The organism is Xanthomarina sp. F1114 (assembly GCF_026410255.1).
GTDB lineage: Bacteria > Bacteroidota > Bacteroidia > Flavobacteriales > Flavobacteriaceae > Xanthomarina.
The window spans coordinates 139,368-160,570 of sequence record NZ_JAPMLL010000004.1; the positions used below are offsets into that span (position 1 = coordinate 139,368).

Here is a 21,203-nt window from a genome sequence, read left to right on the forward strand (position 1 = left end):
ACACATGATAGTAGCTATGGTTTTAAAAACTCATCGTTGTATGACAAATAAAAAAAAGTTTAGTACACTATTAATGCTTGCGTTTTTAGTAGCGCCATTTTTTATGATATCTCAAGAATTAAAAACTAAATTTGAGAAGGTATCAGAAATGGGAGAAATTGAAGAATATCTGTACCAACCTAATGGGATGGAAATTTTATTACTTCAAGATAATTCTGCACCAGTGGTAACGGTCCAAATAGTATATCGTGTGGGTTCTAAACACGAAGTTTCTGGAAACACGGGTTCTACACACTTATTAGAACATTTAATGTTTAAAGGAACAGAAAAGTTTAATAAAACTAAAGGAACTTCCATAGATAGTAAATTAACGTCCATAGGAGCCCAAATGAATGCGACTACTTGGAATGATAGAACAAATTACTATCAAACAATTCCAAGCGATAAGATTGAAATAGCTTTAGATATTGAAGCAGATAGAATGCGTAACTCTCTATTGCTTAAAGAAGATAAAGAAGCCGAAATGACGGTTGTAAGAAATGAGTTTGAAAGAGGTGAAAACAATCCAAACAGTGTTTTAAGAAAAGAAATTTGGGCTGCTGCCTATATGGCTCATACCTATCACCATTCTACCATAGGATGGCGTTCGGACATAGAAAATATGTCTATGGAAGCTCTAAGAAACTTCTACGATACATACTACTGGCCAAATAATGCCACTTTAACTATAGTTGGAGATTTTCAAAAAGACAATCTTTTTCAGTTAATTGACAAGCATTTTGGAGTTATTTCTAAAGCACCACATGTTATGCCTCAACCAATAACTAAAGAACCTAAACAATACGGTCCAAGAAAAGTGGTAATTAAAAAAGCAGGACAACAAGGTGTTATTAATGTTACGTACAAAATTCCAGGAAGATTACACGAAGATTTACCAGCATTAACCGTTTTAGGTGAAATTATTGGTAGTGGTCCATCTTCTTTACTAACTAAAAACATGGTAGATAAAGGTTTAGCTTATTATGGCTATGCTAGTCCGTCGCAATTTCAAGAAGTAGGCTTATTTACAATAGGTTTAGGTTTTGAACCAACATCGGACCACGATAGCTTAAATAAAAAAGTTTTAGACATTTTAGAACAAGTTAAAACTGAAGGTGTAAAGCAAGAGGAAGTAGATAGAATTATCGCCAAAATTAATGCCGAAACTATTTTGTATAGAGATGGTTCTGCTAGTATTTCTGCCGAGTTAACAGAAGTTATTGCAGCTGGAGATTGGAAGGAGTTCTTTAATGCAAATACAAAATTAGCTCAAGTTACAGCAGAGGATGTTAAGCGTGTTGCAAATACGTATTTAGTAGAAGACCAAAGTACAACTGGTTACTTTATTCCTGTAATACCAGGAGCTAATAAAGAGACTGCAGAAGAAGCAAATAAGGTTTTTGAAGCAGACGAATTTGGAAAGTTCTATTACAGACATCCAGAGCATACCAAAACAGACCTTGAAGCACATAAATTAGCTGATAATAGAACTGCTGAAGTTTTAATTGTAGAGCAAGACAAAGACTTTGAACGTAAAACCATAGCTGGTATAGATGTTATTTCAAAAGAAACTGGAGCTAAAGATTTTATTACTGTGGCGGCTAGTTTTGCCATTGGAGAATACTTGGCCCAAGAGCATAATGAGATGGTACCATCGCTAACGACACAGTTATTAAGTAAAGGAACTCTTAAAAACGATAAGATTCAGTTTTCTCAAAAATTAGAAAAATTAGGTGTTAATATTTCAGTAAGCGCAGATAGTTACAATGTTAATATGTCTTTTAAATGTTTGAAAAAAGATCTAAATACAGTTGTTGAATTATTAGCAGAAGAGTTGAGATATCCATTATTTGACGAAGATGAGTTTCAACTTATTAAAGATCAAAACATCGGTCAATTAAAACAAGGTTTGTTAGACCCTTCAACCATGGGTAATATTGCTTTACTGCAAATTATTTACCCTGAAGGACATCCAAATTATGCAACGTCCATTGAGGCTTTAATTGAAGAAGTACAAAACACAAGTATAGAGGATGTAAAAGCATTTCATAAAAAATACTTCGGGCCAAAAAGTATGCACTTAGTAGCTATTGGAGATGTTGATGCCAAACCCTTATACAAAGCTATATCTACGTCTTTTAAAGGCTGGAAAGGAGGTGTTGACCAATTGTTAACTTCAAAAGAAATAGCAAAGGTTAATGCTGAAACTAAAATTATAACCATTCCCGAAAAGCCAAGTGCAGAAATGATTATTGCTCAGTTTACAGGTCTAAATAGATTAGATAAAGATTTTTTACCTTTTTATATTGGTAACAGTGTTTTTGGTGGCGGATTTTCAGGTCGTTTAATGAGAACGGTAAGAGATGAAGATGGTTTAACTTATTCTATAGGTTCAGGACATTCTGGACATACCTATAATAAAGGATATTGGATGGTAAAAGCTTCTTTTAATCCAGAGTTATTTCAACAAGGTTTAGATGCCACTATGGTACAATTAGAGAAGTGGGTAAACCAAGGTATTACACAAGAAGAGCTAGACGCTAAAAAAACGAATATTACTGGTAGTTTTAAAGTAGGAATGGCAACCACTACAGGTTTAGCAGGAACTATTTTAAATTTTGTAAAAAGAGGTCAATCTCCAGATTATATGTATCAATATTCCAAGGATATTGAAGCAGTAACTTTAGAACAAGTAAATGCAGCGATTAAAAAATACATTGATTTAGATAAATTAATTATTGTTAAATCTGGTTCCTTAGACGAAAACGGAAAACCACTTGAATAAAAGACTTTAAAAAAGATGCTTATTTAATTCGTACATTTATATTAATATAATGAGTCACTTTTAACTAATTAGCTAAAAGTGATTCATTATAAAATGTTTAAAATCATGGGTAAAGCAATAACTGATACAGTTTCAAAAAATAAAATTTCTGACTTAGAAAACTATTTTAAACCTTTTAGAGAACAGATTATTGGATTAAATCAAACATTCCAATCTCCTTATGGGAAAATGGATATGCTTTATGCCGATTGGACTGCAAGTGGCCGACTTTACAGACCCATTGAAGAAAAGTTTTTAAATACTATTGGTCCTTTTGTGGCAAACACACATACGGAAACTTCTACTTCTGGTGCAGCTATGACCAAAGCGTATCATGAAGCTAAACATATTGTTAAAAAGCATGTAAATGCTAACGATAAGGATGTCTTAATTTCTGTAGGCACTGGTATGACGGGAGCCATCAATAAATTTCAACGTATATTAGGTTTAAAAATACCAGAAGCAGCAAAACCTTATACAGATATTCCTGCCGAACTAAAACCAGTAATTTTTATTTCGCATATGGAACATCACTCTAACCAAACGTCCTGGTTGGAAACTATTGCAAAAGTTGAGGTTATTCCTTGCGATGAAACAGGTTTAATGTGCTTTAAAAGCTTGAATAATTTATTAGACAAGTATAAAGATCGGCCTATAAAAATAGCTGCAATCACGGCCTGTTCTAATGTTACTGGAATTAAAACAGAATATCACAAAGTAGCTAAAATTATGCATCAAAACAACGGACTTTGTTTTGTGGATTTTGCTTGTTCTGCACCTTATGTAGCCATAGATATGCATCCCGAAGATCAAGACGCATATTTAGATGCCATTACTTTTTCTCCACATAAATTTTTAGGAGGACCAGGAGCTTCAGGAATATTAATCTTCAATAAAAAATTGTATAAAAACCTTGTACCAGATAACCCAGGAGGAGGTACGGTTGCCTACACAAACCCATGGGGAGATCATGATTATATTGAGGATATTGAATCTCGTGAAGATGGTGGAACACCAGGTTTCTTACAAACAATAAAAGTAGCTTTGGCTATTAATTTGAAAGAAAGAATGGGCGTTGAAAATATTTTGGAAAGAGAACATGAGATTAATAATCGGGTGTTTGAAAAACTAACTAAAATTGAAAATTTACACTTGTTGGCTGGAGAACATAAAAATCGTTTGGGCGTTTTTTCATTTTATATAGATCAAGCACATTATAATTTAATTGTTAAGCTTTTAAACGATAGGTTTGGAATTCAAACAAGAGGAGGATGTTCTTGTGCAGGAACTTATGGTCATTTTTTATTGCATGTAAATAAAAAAACATCAAAAGCTATAGAGGAAAAAATCTTAAAAGGGTTTTTAAATGAAAGACCAGGTTGGGTACGTATGTCTATTCATCCAACTATGACCAATGCCGAAATAGATTTTATTTGTAATGCCATAAAAGAGGTTTCTATTCATTTTGAAACATGGGGAGATGATTATACTTTCGATAAAGTAAAAAATGAATTTACTCATAAAACTCAACCTAATATAGAAGAGCAAATAACAAAGGACTGGTTTTGTATTAGTTAGTTATTTTCTGTTATTCCAAGCGCATCCGAAAATAATATAATAACCAAAATCATTATTAGACCAGGCTACGTCTATTCCCATACGGATTTTAAACTTTCGGGCAATTAGGTATCTAAATCCTGTTCCGTAATTATAAACTAATTCGGCATCATTAAAAGAAACATTTTCCGGAACGGCTTTGGCAAGACCTCCAAAACCCATTAAACTCCATCTGGTAGAAAAATCAAAACGTTGTTCTGTTTCTATTAGATAGGTAGATTTTCCTTGATATCTCATTTTTGGAACCCCACGTAAGTTTATAAATGGCTCGGCATAGAAAGGAGCTTTATTGAATTGATTTTCAGAAGCAAAACGAAACCCACTAATCAGTTTGGGTATAAATGGCTTATAATACATAGCCGAAAACTCTAAGTTTCCAAATTCGTAATCACTTCCTGTCCAATTCGCATTAAAATGATAAGTTGCATTTATTAAAAAGCCAGTATCAGGCGTAAAAATATTATCTCTATTATCAAACTCTAAAACCAACCCCGGGCTACTTAAAGTACTTTCTAACGATTTATTATCTACAAAATCAGGAAGCTTTTCAAACTCAAACTCTGGTGTTATTTCGTTTTTCAAGTATAAGTACTCAACACCTACATAAAAACCAGAATTTTTAATCTCTTTTAAAATAGAACCAAAAATGGGCAGTGATCTAAAGTTAAAAGCAAAATCTTTTTCTCCAATTAAAGGAAGCGTTCTATAAAAATCCATATTTACAGAAGCATAAGACATCATTAACTGGTATTTTATATTGTATTTAGTTATAGATGCCATTCTAAAAGCACCAACCATCCATGAGTCGTTGGCTGTATAACCACCAAATGCCGAAGTGATATTTGGAGGTGTATACCTGCCTTCCATAGGGTGTTTGTTTGGTTTAATAAATATTGGCGAAAATACGCCACCTATATTCCCTAAAGCCGGTTCTGTTACGGGTTGAATTAAAGGAATAAAGCCTTCCGGATTCATTAAAAAATTACTAAAATCTAATTTATTATCTAAAGAATCTCTAAAAACACGCCTCTTTTCTTTAGTTTGAGATGCTATCGGAATAGTAAAAAATAAACCGAGGGTAATTATAATAATCGTTTTTATAACTTTCATGTAAATTAAGTATAGCAATTAAAAGTAGATAAAAATACTTCTTTTCAGATGAATTTAAACTATTATTTGAGTTGATAATAACGTTAATTTTATAATAAGATGGCTGAGTGTTATGGTTTTCCGACTAATAATTGGTAATTTTGCCCAAATTTTAAAAAGACAATTTTATGAGTCATGTAAAAGAAAATGATACGGTAAAAGTACATTACACAGGAAAACTAAGCAACGGTCAAGTTTTTGATAGTTCTGAAGGAAGAGATCCATTAGAATTTACACTTGGTCAAGGCATGTTAATTCCAGGTTTTGAAAAAGCTGTATTAGAGATGAAAGTAAACGATAAAAAAACAGTTGTTATTGCTAAGGATGAAGCTTATGGCGATGTTCAAAAAGAATTATTTCACGAAGTGAAAAAAGAACAATTACCACAAGATATGGCTCCAGAAGTAGGAATGGGACTAGCGTCTAAAAATCCTGATGGATCTGAAAATCAATTTCGTGTAGCTGCTGTTAATGAAGATCATATTGTAGTTGACGGAAATCACCCACTTGCAGGTCAAGATTTAACTTTCGAATTAGAATTAGTTGAGATAAAGTAATATCTTAAATATATAAATTGATAGAAAGCCTGAGATAATTCTCAGGCTTTTTTATGTTTAGAATGTTAAAATAACTTTAAATAAGCTACTTTTATTAAAAATCTTACATATACTAACATAAATCAATAAGATAAGATGACCTATATGTCATCGTTTTTTATTAAATTAGAGTAAGGAATATAATACCAGGATTTTTTTGAATGGTGTTAAATTGCTTGTCTTTAATTAATTCAAATTATTTAATTTAAAAATTTAAAATTATGGGAAAAGAGAGTAGTACATTATTAGGAATTTTGGCAGGTACAGCCATAGGAGCAACATTAGGAATCTTATTTGCACCAGATAAAGGTTCTAATACAAGACAAAGAATAGCGGATGAAGCTGCATCGGTTAGAGATAGAGTGTCTGATGAAGCTCATCATTTAAGAGATAAAGTAGCTCATTCAGTATCTAACAAAAAGGAAACCTTAGACGATCAATTGGAAGATATTGTTAGTAATGTGAGTCATAAAACTGAAGATGTGATTACCTCCTTGGAAAAAACTCTAAAGGATCTTAAAGCCAAAAATAAAAAGTATCAAAAATCTTAATTTGAATGAATTTTTTTGAATCCATAAACGATACATCTGGTAAAATGGGAGATGCAGGAGAGACTTATTTAAAAAAATCTCAAGAGTATTTTAAACTAAAGGTCTTTCAGCAAATTACGGCTTCTATTAGTTTAGTAACTAAAGTGCTTATTATTGGAGGATTGCTATTTATTGGCTTAATTTTCTCCGCTTTTGCTTTAGCCTTGGCAATAGGACAATGGTTAGGAGACTTAGCTTTAGGCTACTTAATTGTTGCTTTAATCTTTTTAATTACTACAGTTATAGTTTATTATAAGAGACAGTTTATAAATAAAATAATTATAAAAAGCTTATCATCTAAATTTTTCGACTCGTAATTTATCTAACATCTTTTGCTCTCCTTAAAAAAAGGAAAAACGAAAGGTAGTTATACCAAATTAGAAATTGGAGCACAAGTTAGCACACGAACGACGGTTTTTTTAGTATTTAAACTAAAACAGTTACCAATGTATGTTGTGCTTATGTTAAGTTGAAATATAATAGATAAAAAACAATAGAAAGAACTATGAAACAGTATCAATCTTTTGAAGACATAGAAAGAGAATTAAAGCATTTAGACTTAGAGCGGAAAATAGCGTGGGAAGAAATGAAACTTTTAAAAAGTGAATTTCAAGATGATTTAAAACCTGCAAATTGGGTGCAATTAGCGCTTAAAATAGCCGGGAAGTATGGCTTGTTTTTAATTTCTAAAAGATTTTTTAAGTAAACCTTATTTTAAGACAGTTCTAAAACTATTGTAATCAATAGCTTTAGAGCTAAGATTAGAATGTTTTGAGTCCGTTTTTAAATGCTTGAATCTATATATTTGAGAATAACATTTAAATAAACAATTATGAAAATTCTTAAAACATTTATGGCAGTTTGCCTTCTATTTATATCAATTGGAGTAACTGCTCAAAACGACAAGGACAAACAAGTTATTTCCGATGCTGAAAAAGCAAAAACAACTTTACTGGAAAAAGATGCCGGATTAGAAAAATTCTTAGATACATCTGCAGGATATGTTATTTTTCCAAATGTGGGTAAGGGAGCCTTAATTATTGGTGGAGCAACTGGAAATGGCGTAGTTTATGAAAACGAACAGATTATAGGAATGTCTAAGCTAATGAATTTAAGCTTGGGATTACAAGCAGGAGGAGAGTCTCATATTGAAATTATCTTCTTTGAAACTCAAAAGGCTTTAGACGAATTTAAAGAAGGGAATTTTGAGTTTTCTGCCAGACTTTCTGCAGTTGCTGCTGATAAAGGAGTTTCTAAAGATGCTGATTATAACGATAATGTATTAGTTGTTACTATGCCTAAAGTAGGACTAATGGCAGATACTTCAGTAGGTGGACAAAAATTCACCTTTCATCCATTTAAATAAAAAAACACTTTAACTTTAAAAGGTTGGCAGTTTGCCAGCCTTTTTTTGTTACTAATACAACTTAGGTTTATTAAAAACGAATTGAGTTAAGCTAATCTTGCTTTCAGTTAAGCTCAAAAGTTATAAAATAATAACTTTAAATTATGAAATTAATAAAATATGACGTTTTTGTAATAGGAAGTGGAGTAGCAGGACAACTCGTGGCTAAATCTTGTGCAAAAGCAAATTTAAAAGTAGCTATTGCCGATAATAGAGAATATGGAGGTACTTGCGCCAATAGAGGTTGCGATGCCAAGAAAGTTATATTAGGACCTACAGAGGTTTATCAACAGGCTTTAGATTTAAAAGGAAAAGGAATTGTTTCTGTTCCTAATTTAGATCCGGAAAAACTTCAAAACTTTAAAAAAACATTTACAGACAAAGTTCCAATGGGAACTGAGAAGGCTCTTAAAGAGATGAATATAAAATGCTATCATCAATCTCCTGTGTTTACAGATAAAAACACATTATCAGTAGAAGGAAAAACAGTAACAGCAAAAAAAATAGTTATAGCTACAGGACAAATTCCAAGAAAACTTAAAATTTTAGGAAATGATTTATTGAAAACCAGTGACTATTTTCTTAAGATGAAAGCGTTTCCAGAAGAAATTATTTTTATTGGAGCTGGGTATATAGCTTTAGAATTTGCCCATATCGCTGCTAGAAATGGAACTAAAGTTACTATTTTGGACCATGGAAGCACAGCCTTAAATGGTTTTGATCCTGATTTAGTTTCTGAACTTATAACCAAATCTGAAAAAATGGGCATTCAATTTATATTTCATGCTCAGGTGACAGAAATTGAGAAATTACAGAAAAATTATAAAGTTATTTATCAATTGGATAATAAAGAAAAGTCGCTAAAAGCTCAGCTTGTTTTTAATACGGCAGGAAGGACTCCTGCTATTGATGCTTTGCATTTAGAAAAAGGAGAAGTAGATTATACAAAAAAAGGGGTTTCGGTAAACAAGTATTTACAGAATACAAGAAACCCAGATGTATATGCTTGTGGAGATGTATCGGATCATAGTTTACCATTAACACCGCTATCAGGAATGGAGGCAGCTGTTGTAGCAGACAATATTATAAATGGTAATAAAAAGCAAATAGAGACTCCTGTGGTGCCTTCAGTAGTGTTTACTCTACCAAACATGGCAGCTGTAGGTTTAAACGAAGACGAAGCAAAGAAAAAATATAAAGATCTTACTGTTAATTATCAAACTGTCTCAAATTGGTATAATGCAAAGCGTATAAATACTTCTGTATATTCGTTTAAAATAATAGTTAACAAACGTAATAAGCAAATTATTGGCGCCCATATTCTAGGACCCTATGCAGCTGAAACCATAAATTTATTTTCTATGGCTATGCATCAGAAAATGACAACGGAAGATCTTAAAAAAGTAATGTTTACTTACCCTTCTTGGGGTAGTGATATAAAAAGTATGATATAATATATATGACTCAATCCAATCCAAATAAATTTAAAATCCAAGATTTACCATCGCTTATAGTCGAAACCTATAAAGCTTGGGATGCTAGTAACCCATTTAGACTAAGTGCCGTTGTAGCTTATTATGCCGTGCTTTCTATGCCTGGATTATTAGTTATTATAATTAATTTGGTTGGTTCTGTTTGGGGCGTAGAAATTGTTCAAGGTAGGTTAACAAACGAAATATCTAGCGCATTAGGAAGCGATGCAGCAGAAGCCATTCAGACCATGATGATAGAAACCCAAAATGAAAGCAAAAGCACCTTAGCAACTATTTTGGGTATTATAACACTTGTATTTGGTGCTACAGGAGTTTTCTATCACTTACAACTCTCACTAAATCAAATTTGGAAAGTAAGCGAAGAAAACACAATGAGTTTTGGAAGAATGCTCCTTAGCAGGGCTAGGAGTTTTGCTTTTATTTTAGCCATGGGTTTTTTACTATTAATTAGTTTTTTAATAACTACAGCTATCTCTGTTTTAAACCATTATATACAGGGTCTTTTTCCTGATTTAATAGTTTATATTGCTTTTGTATTCGATTTCTTGGTGTCTATTGGAATAATTACCGTCTTATTTGCTATGATTTTTAAATTCTTACCAGATGCCAAGATTCGATGGAAAACCGTTTGGATTGGAGCTTTAATAACTTCAGTTTTGTTTGTGCTTGGTAAGTTTTTACTTGGTCTTTATTTTGGAGAGGCCAATCCGGGATCTACTTATGGCGCAGCAGGAACCATAGTGCTAATTCTACTCTGGGTTTCATATTCTTGCTTAATTCTATTTTTTGGAGCCCAATTCACCTGGGTTTATGCGAAACGTTATGGCTTAGGAATCCAGCCTAGCAAAAATAAAATAGATACTAATTAATTAACAAGCAACAGAGTTTGGAAAAACTGGAGTAACTTAAGCGGATAGAAAGTGCTTTATTTAGAATTGCGTGTTTTGTCAATTTTTAAATCTATATATCCAAAAAGTAAATTTATAATTAAGACAAGAAGTGTAAGTGCTATGAGCTCAAAAAACATAGAAGTTGCTGCCAGACATCCGGCGCCAGCGCTACACCAAATTGTAGCGGCAGTGGTTAATCCTTTTATACTATCTTTTTTCTGAAGAATTACGCCACCACCCAAAAAACCAATTCCAGTAACAACTTGACTTAATACTCGGGTTATATCAGCATAAGCTTCTCCTTGAAATTTTAAAGAAATAAGCACAAAAACGGCAGCACCAACAGCCACAAGTGCATTGGTTTTTAGTCCCGCACTTTTCCCTTTGTATTCCCGCTCTAAACCAATTAGGAGACCAGAAACACAAGCCAAGCCAGTTTTTATGGAAAAACTTAATAATTCTGATATTTCAAAATTAAATATTTCTGCAATCATTAGTAATAGATATTAAATTAAAAACTCCCCTAAATAGAAGATATTAGGGGAGTTTTTAATTGGAAAATAATTTGTGTTACAGGATTTTACCAATTCTTGATTTCCTTTTCTATATCTTCTTTAGTTTTGCCTGTTTTTTCCTGAAGTTTTCCTAACAATTCGTCAAATTTACCTTCAGCATATGTCAAGTCATCGTTGGTAAGTTTTCCATATTTCTGTTTAAACTCGCCTTTTACTTGTTTCCATTTTCCTTCTAACTGATCTTTGTTCATAATATTTTAGTTTTAGTTCATAAATCTCTACTGCAATTTAAGGAATTTTATGACTACTATTAACTCAAAAACAAAAATTGTTATACCAAAAGAAAAGTTGTCAGTATTTGATTGCAGCTAATATTTTTTCTGAATGTGCTAATAAAAACTCAAATGTTTATAGAAGTTTATACTTTAAAATTGAAATATTATGGGAAATCAGAAAATTAAAAACGAATCGCAGTACAAAGCTTTAAAAGACAAAGGCTATAGCAAAGAAAAGGCAGCTAGAATTGCAAATACACCAGATTCGGGAGTAAAGGGAGGCAAAGCTAAACCTTACGAAGAGTGGACAAGAAGTGCTTTATATCAGCAAGCAAAATATATTGGAATATCGGGCCGGTCTAAAATGGATAAAACAGAACTAATAAATGCATTGCGCAACAATTAATTTGTTAACTTTCATTATAAATTAAACTCTAATCGATCAACTCTATTTTTTATGATCAATTCAAAAATAATTCGTCAAATATTTTTACTTCTATTAATAACATTAATAGCTATATTAATTTTTCGGGAAATTGCACCGTACTTCTCAGGAGTTTTAGGAGCTATTACCTTATATGTTTTACTTAAAGAGTTAATGGCAAAAATGGTTAAAAAGGGATGGAATTCGCAATTAGCGGCTATTGTTTTAATGTTACTTTCATTTGTGTCTATTTTAATTCCTATTGCAGGAGCTGTTTTAATGTTGGGAAATAAAATAGGAAAAGCAGCTCATAATTCTGAAAAAGTAACAAATGTCATTAAAACTCACTTAGCAGAATGGGAGGGACGTCTAGGGTTTGATTTTAGTTCTCAAATAGATGCATCGGCAATATCTAATTGGTTGTCTACGCATTTACAAGGTTTTGCGGGTGGAACTTTTAATACCGTAATTGCTATAGCCATAATGTATTTTTTATTGTTTTATATGCTTACCAATCGTAAACAACTTAAAGAGTCTTTAATGGATTATATTCCGCTTGGTAGAAGTAATCTAAAAATATTAGGCGAGGAAACTAAGAAAATGGTTAGAGCTAATGCTATTGGTATTCCTTTAGTAGCTATTGCACAAGGAATTGTAGCCTTGATAGGTTTTTTAATTTTCGGGATTGAAAGCCCGTTTTTTTGGGCTGTTATTGTAATTATTGGGTCTATGATTCCTTTTGTTGGAAACTTGTTGGGTACTATTCCTGTGTTTATTTTAACTATGGCTAGTGGCAATGATTTTCAAGCGTGGGGAATATTAATTTACGGGATTGTAGTAGTGGGTTCTACGGATAATGTTATTCGCTTATATGTGCTAAAAAAACTAGACAATGTACATCCTTTAATTACACTAATTGGTGTTATTGTTGGAATTCCATTGTTTGGATTTATTGGACTAATTTTTGGCCCGTTATTGGTTAGCTTATCTTTTATAATTGTAAAAATTTACAAAGAAGAATATGCTTCAAAAAAAGAAAATAATTTGGATGGATAATAAGCAAATTCTGTAATTGATTTTTCAGTTTTTAGTTTTACATCGATTTATAAGAACTTACTTATTGGTCTTCTTCATAAATTATTTCCTCCTATAAATCTATTAGTTTAAAACCTGATACTTATACTATAAGTTTTTACTTGATTTGAATCAATGTTTTTCTGCTTTACGGCAACACTTTATCTAATAAATAAATAATTTGCAGTAGATGTCAATTAAAAAAAAGGTAAAATGAACGCAGCAGAACAAATAAGATTAGAAAATATAGCAGATACCCAACACGAAATATTTGCGCTTCTTAAACAAAGATACAGCCCAAGAACTTTTAAAAAAAAACCTTTAAAAAAGGATCATTTAGAACAACTTTTCGAAGCTGTACGCTGGTCTGCAAGTTCTAATAATTTACAACCTTGGCGTTTTATCTACGCTGAAAAAGGAACTGAAGCTTATAATAAAATTTATAATTGTTTTAGTGACTTTAATAAATCTTGGACAAAGAATGCACCTGTTTTAATGCTTTCGGCTTATAAAGAAAAAACAAAAGAAGGAAAAGAAAACTTTCATGCCTTGCACGATCTAGGTTTAAGTCTGGGTCAAATGACAGTTCAAGCGCAATATCTTGGAATAGCTCTACATCATATGGCAGGAGTAGATTGGGAGAAAGCGCAAAAGGTATTTCAGGTTCCAGAAGGGTTTCACATTTCTACTGCTATAGCATTAGGATATTATGGAGGAGATTTGGAAGATCTTCCTGAAGATTTACAGGACCAGGAAACAGCAAAACGCAAAAGAATACCTATAAAGGAATTTGCCTTTAGAGAAAATTGGAATCCAGAAGCGTAATAAATTAAAAAAATAAAATCATGAAAATTGGAATAATAGGTAGTGGACAAATTGGTGGAAATTTAGGAAAGCATTGGGCAAAAGCAGGACATCAAGTTCTCTTTAGCTCCAGACACCCTAAAGAACTTATTAATTTGGCTGAAAATGCTGGAAATAATGCCCGAGCAGTTAGTGTTGCTGAAGCCTTTGAGGCCAAGGCAGATGTTTATCTTTTAGCAGTTCCTTTTAAAGCTATAGATGACTTAGCAGAAATTTATGCAGGGGAATATGAAGATAAAGTTATTATAGATGCCACAAACCCTTATCCAGAAAGAGACGGAAACGTGGCTCAAGAAGTTAGAGATGCTAATTATAATTCTACAGAATATACAGCAGTAAAATTTAATACAGCCAAAACCGTAAAAGCATTCAATACTATTCCTGCTCAACAATTACAGAATAGAGCATTCGAAAACACCCATAAATTAGCAATACCCTTTGCGGCACAAGATGAATTAAGTAAAACAGTAGGACTAGAGTTAATAGAGGGTATTGGCTTTGACGCCTGTTATATAGGCGATTTAAGAGAAACAAATATAATGGATCCAGAGCATGAAATCTTCGGCAAATCTTTAGAAAAAAATGAGCTAGAGAGGTTAATTGCTTCTGCTAGAGCTTATTAATTTGTTAAGACAAAATCTGATATTTTAAAATATTAACTTATTTAATGAAACAAACTTCAGGTTTGTTTTATATTTTTAATTACAAAAAAGGCTTTTTAGAATATTTATTTAAATAGGTTAAACAATGAGTTTGGAAATTATTTTAATGTTTTCAGTATTGCTTCTAACTGTTATATTCTTCGTTTTTGAAGTATTCCCAATAGATAAAATAGCTTTTTTCATTATTGTCTTACTTATTTTATTAGGACTAGTAACTCCAGAAGAAGGTATTAGTGGTTTTTCTAATAGCGCAACCATAGCTGTCTTGGCTTTAATGATCTTAGCCATCGCTATGGAAGAAAATGGGGTAATTAACTGGTTGACCTCAGGTATGAGTAAAGTAAAATCTTTGCCTATTTATGTAATAGCTCCTATTTTTATGTTTGTAACTGCTGGTATTTCAGCCTTTATTAGCACCACAGCTGTCGTTATTGTTTTTATAAAAATAATTAATCAGCTATCAGAAAAATATAATATCTCTCAATCAAAACTCTTATTACCAATTTCTTTTGCCGGGATTCTTGGAGGATCTTGTACTTTAATGGGTACTTCTACCAATTTAATTGTCAATTCGGTATCAAATAATCTAATCTCTCAAAAATTAGGCTTTTTTGAATTCTCTATTTTAGGACTGATTTTTTTAGGAATTTCTATCGTTTACCTTACAATATCTTTGCGTTGGTTACCCTGGGGAAAACAACAGAATTTAGATAGGGATTACCAAATTGAAAATTATATAACAACTGTTAGAGTAACTGAAAACTCAAAATTAGTAGGAAAAAAGATTCATGAAAGCTTTTTACATAATAACCCAGATGTACTGTTGTTAAAACTTATAAGAAACAATTATACACATAATTCTCCTGGAAAATATATTAGCCTTAAAGCAAACGACGAATTGATTTTAATGTGCGATTTAGAAAATTTAGCACGTATAAATAAGTCTGTAAATATGAATATTTATGATATAGAAAATCTAAAAATTCAAGAAGAAAAGAAAATAGAAAAGCTTAATAACCCCGAAAAGGAAATAGAGGAAGAAGAACGGGTTTTTGTTGAGCTTCTTATGTTGCCGGGAGCTTCGTTATTAGGAAAAACTTTAGGAAATTTGAGAGGTTTTATGATGCAAGATACAATCCCTATTGCCATAAAAAAACGAAAAACTCTGATTAATGAAAAAGAAAGAATGGTTCATAGTAGTGAAGACAAACTCGAACTGAAGGCTGGCGATAGACTGTTGATAGAAATTTCTAAAGAAAAAATAGATGCTTTAAACACCATGGAAAATATGGTGGTGTTACAAGAATTTGAAAAGGTAACAAGGGTGTCTAAAGTAAAAAGATATTTTACTTTTTCAGTACTTTTGTTAGTCATAGCGTTGGCAGCCACAGGAGTGTTATCAATTATGGTTAGCGCATTAACCGGAATTAGTATTTTGCTGGTTACAAAAAATCTTGATTTAAATACCATCTATAAAAAAGTTAATTGGCAAATTTTTTTCCTTTTAGCCGGGATGATTCCTTTGGGAGTAGCCATGCATAATACAGGAGCAGATATGTGGATTTCTGAAAAATTATTAGGATTTTTGGATGGTCAACCAAATTTTATAATAATAGGGGTTTTGTTTTTTGTAACTATGGTTATGAGTGGCGTAGTAAGCAATAATGCTACAGCAATTATAATGACTCCCATAGCTATTTCAGTAGCTTACGAACTAGGTTTAGATTATAAACCTTTTATTTTATCGGTTATGTTTGCTGCTAACTTTAGCTTTTTTACACCTGTAGGTTATCAAACAAATACCTTAATTTACGGAATAGGAAATTATAAATTCAAACATTTTTTATGGATTGGAGGCTTACTAAGTCTTATATTGTGGATGGTTGCAACCTTTTTATTAACTAAAATGCTATAAACACTAAAACTTATATGAAAGATAAATTTTCCGTAGAGGAGGCCATTGTTAAACTGTGGGATAAAATAGACGGTTGGTTAGAAGCTATTATTTTAAAGTTACCAAACTTAGTAATGGCTATTGGAATCATGATCTTGTTTTATTTCTTAGCTCGCATAATTAGAAATGTTTTTAGAAAGTACGTATTAAAAAACATTAGTCAGAAATCTATTCAAGAAATTATTTCAAGAATTATTTTTTTAACAGTTGTTTTAATAGGCTTTTTTATTGCGCTAAGTGTTTTAAACTTAAATAAGGTTTTAACAAGTGTTCTTGCGGGAGCAGGAGTTTTAGGTCTGGTAGTTGGGTTAGCGCTTCAAGGTATTTTAACTAATACTTTTGGAGGTTTAATTCTTTCTTTTATGCCAAATATTAGAATAAACGATTATATCGAAACCAATAGTATTGAAGGGTTTGTTTCTGAAATTAGTCTTCGTAATATAGTAATACGCCGGTCAGATAATAACTATGTTATTGTACCAAATTCTAAATTTATTGATAATGCTTTCACCAATTATTCGCTAAGTAAAAGAAGTAGAATCGATGTCTCCTGTAGAGTTGGATACGAAAGTGACATAAAAGAAGTAGAAGATTTGGTAACCCGCATTATTACCGAAAATTTTAAACAAATTGGAGACGAGTATGTTGAGTTTTATTTCACTGAATTTGACGATAGCTCCATTAAATTCATGACACGATTTTGGATTAATATGGTTAAAAGTAAAGACAGGTATCAAGGAAAACATAAAGCTATTACTCTTATTAAAAACCATTTTGACGAAAATAATATTCGTATTCCTTATCCAATTCACAGATTGAATTTTGATAATGACCCATTTAATAATAATGAAAGAACTAATAATAACAACTAATTAGCTCTTTCAAGTGTTAAATAGGTTTTAATTAAGTCCAAACACATCATTTTTTTGTTTTTATATAAGTTAAATCTTTATTTACAACTTGGCATATTTCGAATAAATAATATATCTTTAAATCCCTTAAAAAAAAACAACGAAGGGATTTAATATCAATGACGCTTTTTGTAAAATATAATTTCGACTTGGTATGTAAAACCCTACTAAAAGAGAAACTTGACGCTTTAGATATTTCCTACACTTTAGGGAATGTTGGCGAGATTCATATAGACAAAACTTTATCAGAAGAAAAATTGAATACGCTTTCTGCTTCTTTAAAGAAGTATGGCATTGATATTTTAACAAATCCAAAAACCACTATGGTGGAACGTATTAAAAATTCTATAGACGAGTTTTTAAGAGATAAAGATTTACGTGCCATTAATTTTTCAACCTACTTAGCAGATAAATTACATTACTCTTATCCACATTTATCTACTATTTTTTCTGAAAATACTTATACATCCATCGAAAACTATATCATTCTTAAAAAAGTAGACTTAGCAAAAGAACTTATGTGTTCTACTAATTTAACTTTAACCGAAATAGCATTTCAATTAGACTACAGTAGTGTAGCCCATTTGTCCGGACAATTTAAAAAAACGACAGGACTTACCCCAAGTACTTTTCAACGAATTATGAAAAATAAAACACATAACTAACCAAAAATAAATGAGTGATAGATTATTAAATATTGCTTTGGCAGACGACGATGAAGACGACAGAATGTTGTTTAGCGAAGCCATAGATGAGATAGAAATAAGGACAAAACTCTCTCTCTTTAATCATGGGCAAGAGCTCATGGATTATCTTAATTTACCAAATGTTGTTTTACCTAGCTTAGTGTTTTTAGACCTTAATATGCCTATAAAAAATGGACAACAATGTTTGGTGGAAATCAGGAGTAATCCTAAGCTTAAAGACTTATGTGTAGCTATTTATTCCACCTCGTCTTCAGAGAAAGATATAGAGGAAACTTTTTTAAATGGGGCAAACATTTATGTAAATAAGCCCAATAACTTTAGTAAATTGCGTGAAGTGGTAGAGAAAGTTCTACAACTTAATTGGCAGTATCATACTTCCAATTTAAATAAAGAGACTTTTCTTTTCCGTATTTAAAGCTATTTGTTACTATGGATTTTAAGCAGTTATATACGTCTTCAAAAACGTATATTTTTTTATTGTTTGTTGCTTTGGGATTATTTTTATTCTCAACACTAACTACTTATAAGCAGATTATACGTATGCAGAAATCTGCAGAAACAGTAAAACACACGCTACAAGTTTATAATGGAATTAGTAATTTAACAACACACTTTACTGAAGCGGAATCTGAAGAATTTAGAAAAAATATTTTAAAAACAGAAGGTTCAAGTAGAGCTTTTGAAATCTATAAATTAGAAGGTCAAACTATAGTAGATAGTTTAAAATTGCTTATTAACGATAATCCAGACCAACTAAACCGACTGGAAACCTTAAATACTTTGTTAGACAGATTGTATCAACAACTTAAAGAAGTTGAAGGTCAAGAAAGTCAGGGCTCTATGGAGTCTTTTTCCTTTCCACAGAATCAAACAATGAAAATAAATGGTACCTTACACCATCTTCGGGAAATTAAAAACGAGATGTTGGTCGAGGAAGAAAGTTTAATGCAAGAGAGAAAAGCCGACTATGATTCATATAAGTCTTTAGCTCCAAAAACCTTATTGTTCCTCGCATTTTTTGCGCTCTCTGTTTTTGTTATTTCATTTATAAGAATTTATAAAAATAAAAGACGATTTAGAGAATCTGAGGCATTTTTAAAAAGTGTCTTATCTACCACAGATAATGTGGTTAATTATTACGAACCCATTATAGACGATACAGATAAAATTGTAGACTTTTTAATTGTATTTGCAAACGATTGTAATCGAGATTACTTTGGATTGGAGCCAGATGAAATTATAGGTAAAACCATTTCTGAAGTCTTTCCTTTTATAATGGACAATGGCGAATTTGAAGAAATGAAATTCTGCTACAATAAAAAAAGCAAAACCATTTCAGAAAGACAAGTTGTTATTAAAGGTGAAAAAATGTGGTTTGAGTCCATAGTAACTCCTTTGGCAGATGGTATTTTAGAAACAGCTCGTAATACTTCGGCGCAAGAAAAGGCTAAAACATTGCAATTATCTTTAAAGAAAAGACTAGAGAAGCAAAATTTAACCTTATTAGACAATCGTGCATTTTTAGCTAATATCTTTAAAAGTATTTCTCATGTAGTAATGAATTTTAAAAGTATTAGAGATACAGAAGGAAAGATTGTTGACTTTGAGATTTTATTTGTAAATAATAGAATTAACCCACTTACTGGAGATGTTCCGGAAGATTTAAAAAACAAAAAAGTATCGCAAGTATATCCGCATATTTTTGAATCTGGAGTTTTTGAATATTTAGTAAATGCAATTGAAAATAACGAATCTGAAACTTATGAAATTTCTCATCAGATAAACGATAAATTATATTGGTTTAGATCAACTGCTATAAAATTGGGAGATGGAGTTACCGTAACCTCTAGAGAAATTACAGAAGAAAAAGAGAGAGCAGATCAACTTATTAATTTAAACGAGCAGCTTGTTATTAGAAACTCTATTTTAACAGGTGCAGAAGGTATTGCTAAAATTGGGAGTTATTTATGGTATATGGATTCCGATATTTCAGAGATATCCGATAACTTTTTTCGCATGTTAGGCTATCAAGTTAATGAATTTGATCCATCGTTAAAAAAGTATACAGAATTTATTCATCCGGAAGATATTGAGTTTGTAAAAAATATTACAGAACAGGTTTTACAAGATATGAAGCCTAGAGAATATACCTACCGGGTAATTACAAAAAGCGGCTCTATAAAACACTTTAAAACCAATGGGCAGTTTATCAATAAGAATAATAAAACAGTGATGATTGGTGTTGTTCAAGATGTAACTGAGACCGTTGAGACCGAAGAAAGTTTGCGTAAAAGTAACTTAGACCTTAAACAAAGTAATGCAGAATTGGAATCTTTTAATCGTGTAGCTAGTCATGATTTACAAGAGCCACTTAGAAAAATTCAGTTATTTGTATCAAGAATAGAAGATAAAGAAAACGAACGGTTTTCAGAAAAAAGCAGAGCTTATTTCGAAAAAGTAAAGCTGGCTGGAAGCCGAATGCAATCGCTTATACAAAACTTATTGGCTTACTCTCAAATAGATAGTAGTAGAACAGATTTTGAAAGTGTAAATTTAAATCTTGTTTTAGAAAAGGTGTTAGAAGACTTAGCAACACGTATTGCCGATGCTAACGCTATAATAAAAGTAGATGACCTTCCTGAAATAAAAGGTGTACTTTTTCAATTAGAACAATTATTTTCAAATCTTATTTCTAATGCACTTAAGTATAAAAGCAAAACAGAAACGCCCACTATTGAAATTAAGTTAGAAAAAATCCATGCTTCAAATATTTCTATCGATTTTGTAAAATCTCACCTTTATTATTATAAAATTACGGTTGCCGATAATGGTATTGGTTTCGATGATAGACATTCTAATAAGATTTTTGAAGTCTTTCAGCGTTTGCATCAAAAAAACGAGTATTCTGGAACGGGAATTGGTTTAGCGATTTGTAAAAAAATTGTTGAAAACCATAACGGCTTTATTCATGCTAGTGCAAAACTGGGCAAAGGCTCTCAGTTTTTTATTTATTTACCCGCTTAAAACAGGTTTTAGACGTTTCTTTTTCAACAAAAAAACATTTTAGAACTTATCTTAAAAAGTTACTGATTCATTTTATTTTAGACCAAATATCTACGTTTTATATTTTATTTAACAGCTATTTGCATAAAATCCTATAGTTCTATAACACAAAACGAAAATTGTGTAAGAGAATATGGTCATTGTGTTACGA

At 31.5% G+C, this 21,203-nt stretch carries 21 protein-coding genes; 18 read left to right on the plus strand and 3 right to left on the minus strand.

The window, feature by feature from the left end; all coding sequences use genetic code 11:
* Positions 1 to 40: 40 nt before the first annotated feature.
* Complete coding sequence (locus OS188_RS04485) at positions 41 to 2,824, plus strand: M16 family metallopeptidase (RefSeq protein ID WP_267147627.1); 2,784 nt, start codon at positions 41 to 43, stop codon at positions 2,822 to 2,824.
* A 105-nt stretch (positions 2,825 to 2,929) separates the two neighbouring features.
* Positions 2,930 to 4,441 (plus strand): aminotransferase class V-fold PLP-dependent enzyme, encoded by a 1,512-nt coding sequence (locus OS188_RS04490; protein WP_267147628.1) that lies wholly within the window; start codon positions 2,930 to 2,932, stop codon positions 4,439 to 4,441.
* Here OS188_RS04490 and OS188_RS04495 read toward each other — a convergent pair whose 3' ends face one another.
* A complete protein-coding gene (locus tag OS188_RS04495; RefSeq protein ID WP_267147629.1) occupies positions 4,442 to 5,590 on the minus strand; it encodes a BamA/TamA family outer membrane protein in 1,149 nt (382 codons plus the stop codon).
* Between the two features lie 167 nt (positions 5,591 to 5,757).
* Here OS188_RS04495 and OS188_RS04500 point away from each other — a divergent pair, with 167 nt between their 5' ends.
* The 7 genes from OS188_RS04500 to OS188_RS04530 all read left to right on the plus strand — a co-directional run bounded on the left by OS188_RS04500 (position 5,758) and on the right by OS188_RS04530 (position 10,582).
* Positions 5,758 to 6,186: an FKBP-type peptidyl-prolyl cis-trans isomerase gene (locus OS188_RS04500; protein ID WP_267147630.1), complete on the plus strand. Its 429-nt coding sequence runs from the start codon at positions 5,758 to 5,760 to the stop codon at positions 6,184 to 6,186.
* 260 nt (positions 6,187 to 6,446) lie between these two features.
* A complete protein-coding gene (locus OS188_RS04505; protein WP_267147631.1) occupies positions 6,447 to 6,776 on the plus strand; it encodes a YtxH domain-containing protein in 330 nt (109 codons plus the stop codon).
* Positions 6,777 to 6,781: 5 nt separating this feature from the next.
* Positions 6,782 to 7,132 carry a phage holin family protein gene (locus OS188_RS04510; protein WP_267147632.1) on the plus strand — a complete coding sequence of 117 codons (351 nt, stop codon included), beginning with the start codon at positions 6,782 to 6,784 and terminating at the stop codon, positions 7,130 to 7,132.
* Between the two features lie 188 nt (positions 7,133 to 7,320).
* Complete coding sequence (locus OS188_RS04515) at positions 7,321 to 7,521, plus strand: DUF6327 family protein (protein ID WP_267147633.1); 201 nt, start codon at positions 7,321 to 7,323, stop codon at positions 7,519 to 7,521.
* Between the two features lie 126 nt (positions 7,522 to 7,647).
* Positions 7,648 to 8,181, plus strand: a complete 534-nt coding sequence (locus OS188_RS04520) for a lipid-binding SYLF domain-containing protein (RefSeq protein ID WP_267147634.1) — start codon at positions 7,648 to 7,650, stop codon at positions 8,179 to 8,181.
* Between the two features lie 143 nt (positions 8,182 to 8,324).
* The gene (locus OS188_RS04525; RefSeq protein ID WP_267147635.1) at positions 8,325 to 9,674 is read left to right on the plus strand and encodes a dihydrolipoyl dehydrogenase family protein; all 1,350 of its coding nucleotides are present in this window, start codon (positions 8,325 to 8,327) and stop codon (positions 9,672 to 9,674) included.
* Positions 9,675 to 9,679: 5 nt separating this feature from the next.
* A complete protein-coding gene (locus OS188_RS04530; RefSeq protein WP_267147636.1) occupies positions 9,680 to 10,582 on the plus strand; it encodes a YihY/virulence factor BrkB family protein in 903 nt (300 codons plus the stop codon).
* A 56-nt stretch (positions 10,583 to 10,638) separates the two neighbouring features.
* Here OS188_RS04530 and OS188_RS04535 read toward each other — a convergent pair whose 3' ends face one another.
* Both OS188_RS04535 and OS188_RS04540 read right to left on the minus strand, forming a co-directional pair.
* Entirely contained in the window at positions 10,639 to 11,097 is a 459-nt protein-coding gene (locus tag OS188_RS04535; RefSeq protein WP_267147637.1) for an MgtC/SapB family protein, read from the minus strand.
* 86 nt (positions 11,098 to 11,183) lie between these two features.
* Positions 11,184 to 11,369, minus strand: a complete 186-nt coding sequence (locus OS188_RS04540) for a CsbD family protein (protein WP_267147638.1) — start codon at positions 11,367 to 11,369, stop codon at positions 11,184 to 11,186.
* A 190-nt stretch (positions 11,370 to 11,559) separates the two neighbouring features.
* Between OS188_RS04540 and OS188_RS04545 the strand changes: the two genes are divergently transcribed.
* The 9 genes from OS188_RS04545 to OS188_RS04585 all read left to right on the plus strand — a co-directional run bounded on the left by OS188_RS04545 (position 11,560) and on the right by OS188_RS04585 (position 21,013).
* The gene (locus OS188_RS04545) at positions 11,560 to 11,799 is read left to right on the plus strand and encodes a DUF7218 family protein (RefSeq protein WP_267147639.1); all 240 of its coding nucleotides are present in this window, start codon (positions 11,560 to 11,562) and stop codon (positions 11,797 to 11,799) included.
* A 51-nt stretch (positions 11,800 to 11,850) separates the two neighbouring features.
* Positions 11,851 to 12,873, plus strand: coding sequence for an AI-2E family transporter (locus tag OS188_RS04550; protein WP_267147640.1), 1,023 nt, complete (start codon positions 11,851 to 11,853; stop codon positions 12,871 to 12,873).
* A gap of 231 nt (positions 12,874 to 13,104) precedes the next feature.
* Positions 13,105 to 13,716, plus strand: coding sequence for a nitroreductase family protein (locus OS188_RS04555; protein ID WP_267147641.1), 612 nt, complete (start codon positions 13,105 to 13,107; stop codon positions 13,714 to 13,716).
* A gap of 20 nt (positions 13,717 to 13,736) precedes the next feature.
* Positions 13,737 to 14,378, plus strand: coding sequence for an NADPH-dependent F420 reductase (locus OS188_RS04560; RefSeq protein ID WP_267147642.1), 642 nt, complete (start codon positions 13,737 to 13,739; stop codon positions 14,376 to 14,378).
* 124 nt (positions 14,379 to 14,502) lie between these two features.
* Entirely contained in the window at positions 14,503 to 16,332 is a 1,830-nt protein-coding gene (locus tag OS188_RS04565; RefSeq protein WP_267147643.1) for an SLC13 family permease, read from the plus strand.
* A 14-nt stretch (positions 16,333 to 16,346) separates the two neighbouring features.
* Entirely contained in the window at positions 16,347 to 17,243 is an 897-nt protein-coding gene (locus OS188_RS04570; RefSeq protein ID WP_267147644.1) for a mechanosensitive ion channel family protein, read from the plus strand.
* 158 nt (positions 17,244 to 17,401) lie between these two features.
* The gene (locus OS188_RS04575) at positions 17,402 to 17,947 is read left to right on the plus strand and encodes a helix-turn-helix domain-containing protein (RefSeq protein ID WP_267147645.1); all 546 of its coding nucleotides are present in this window, start codon (positions 17,402 to 17,404) and stop codon (positions 17,945 to 17,947) included.
* Positions 17,948 to 17,957: 10 nt separating this feature from the next.
* Positions 17,958 to 18,404 carry a response regulator gene (locus tag OS188_RS04580; RefSeq protein WP_267147646.1) on the plus strand — a complete coding sequence of 149 codons (447 nt, stop codon included), beginning with the start codon at positions 17,958 to 17,960 and terminating at the stop codon, positions 18,402 to 18,404.
* Positions 18,405 to 18,418: 14 nt separating this feature from the next.
* On the plus strand, positions 18,419 to 21,013 hold the full coding sequence (locus OS188_RS04585; protein WP_267147647.1) for an ATP-binding protein: 2,595 nt from the start codon (positions 18,419 to 18,421) through the stop codon (positions 21,011 to 21,013).
* The last annotated feature ends 190 nt before the right edge of the window (positions 21,014 to 21,203 follow it).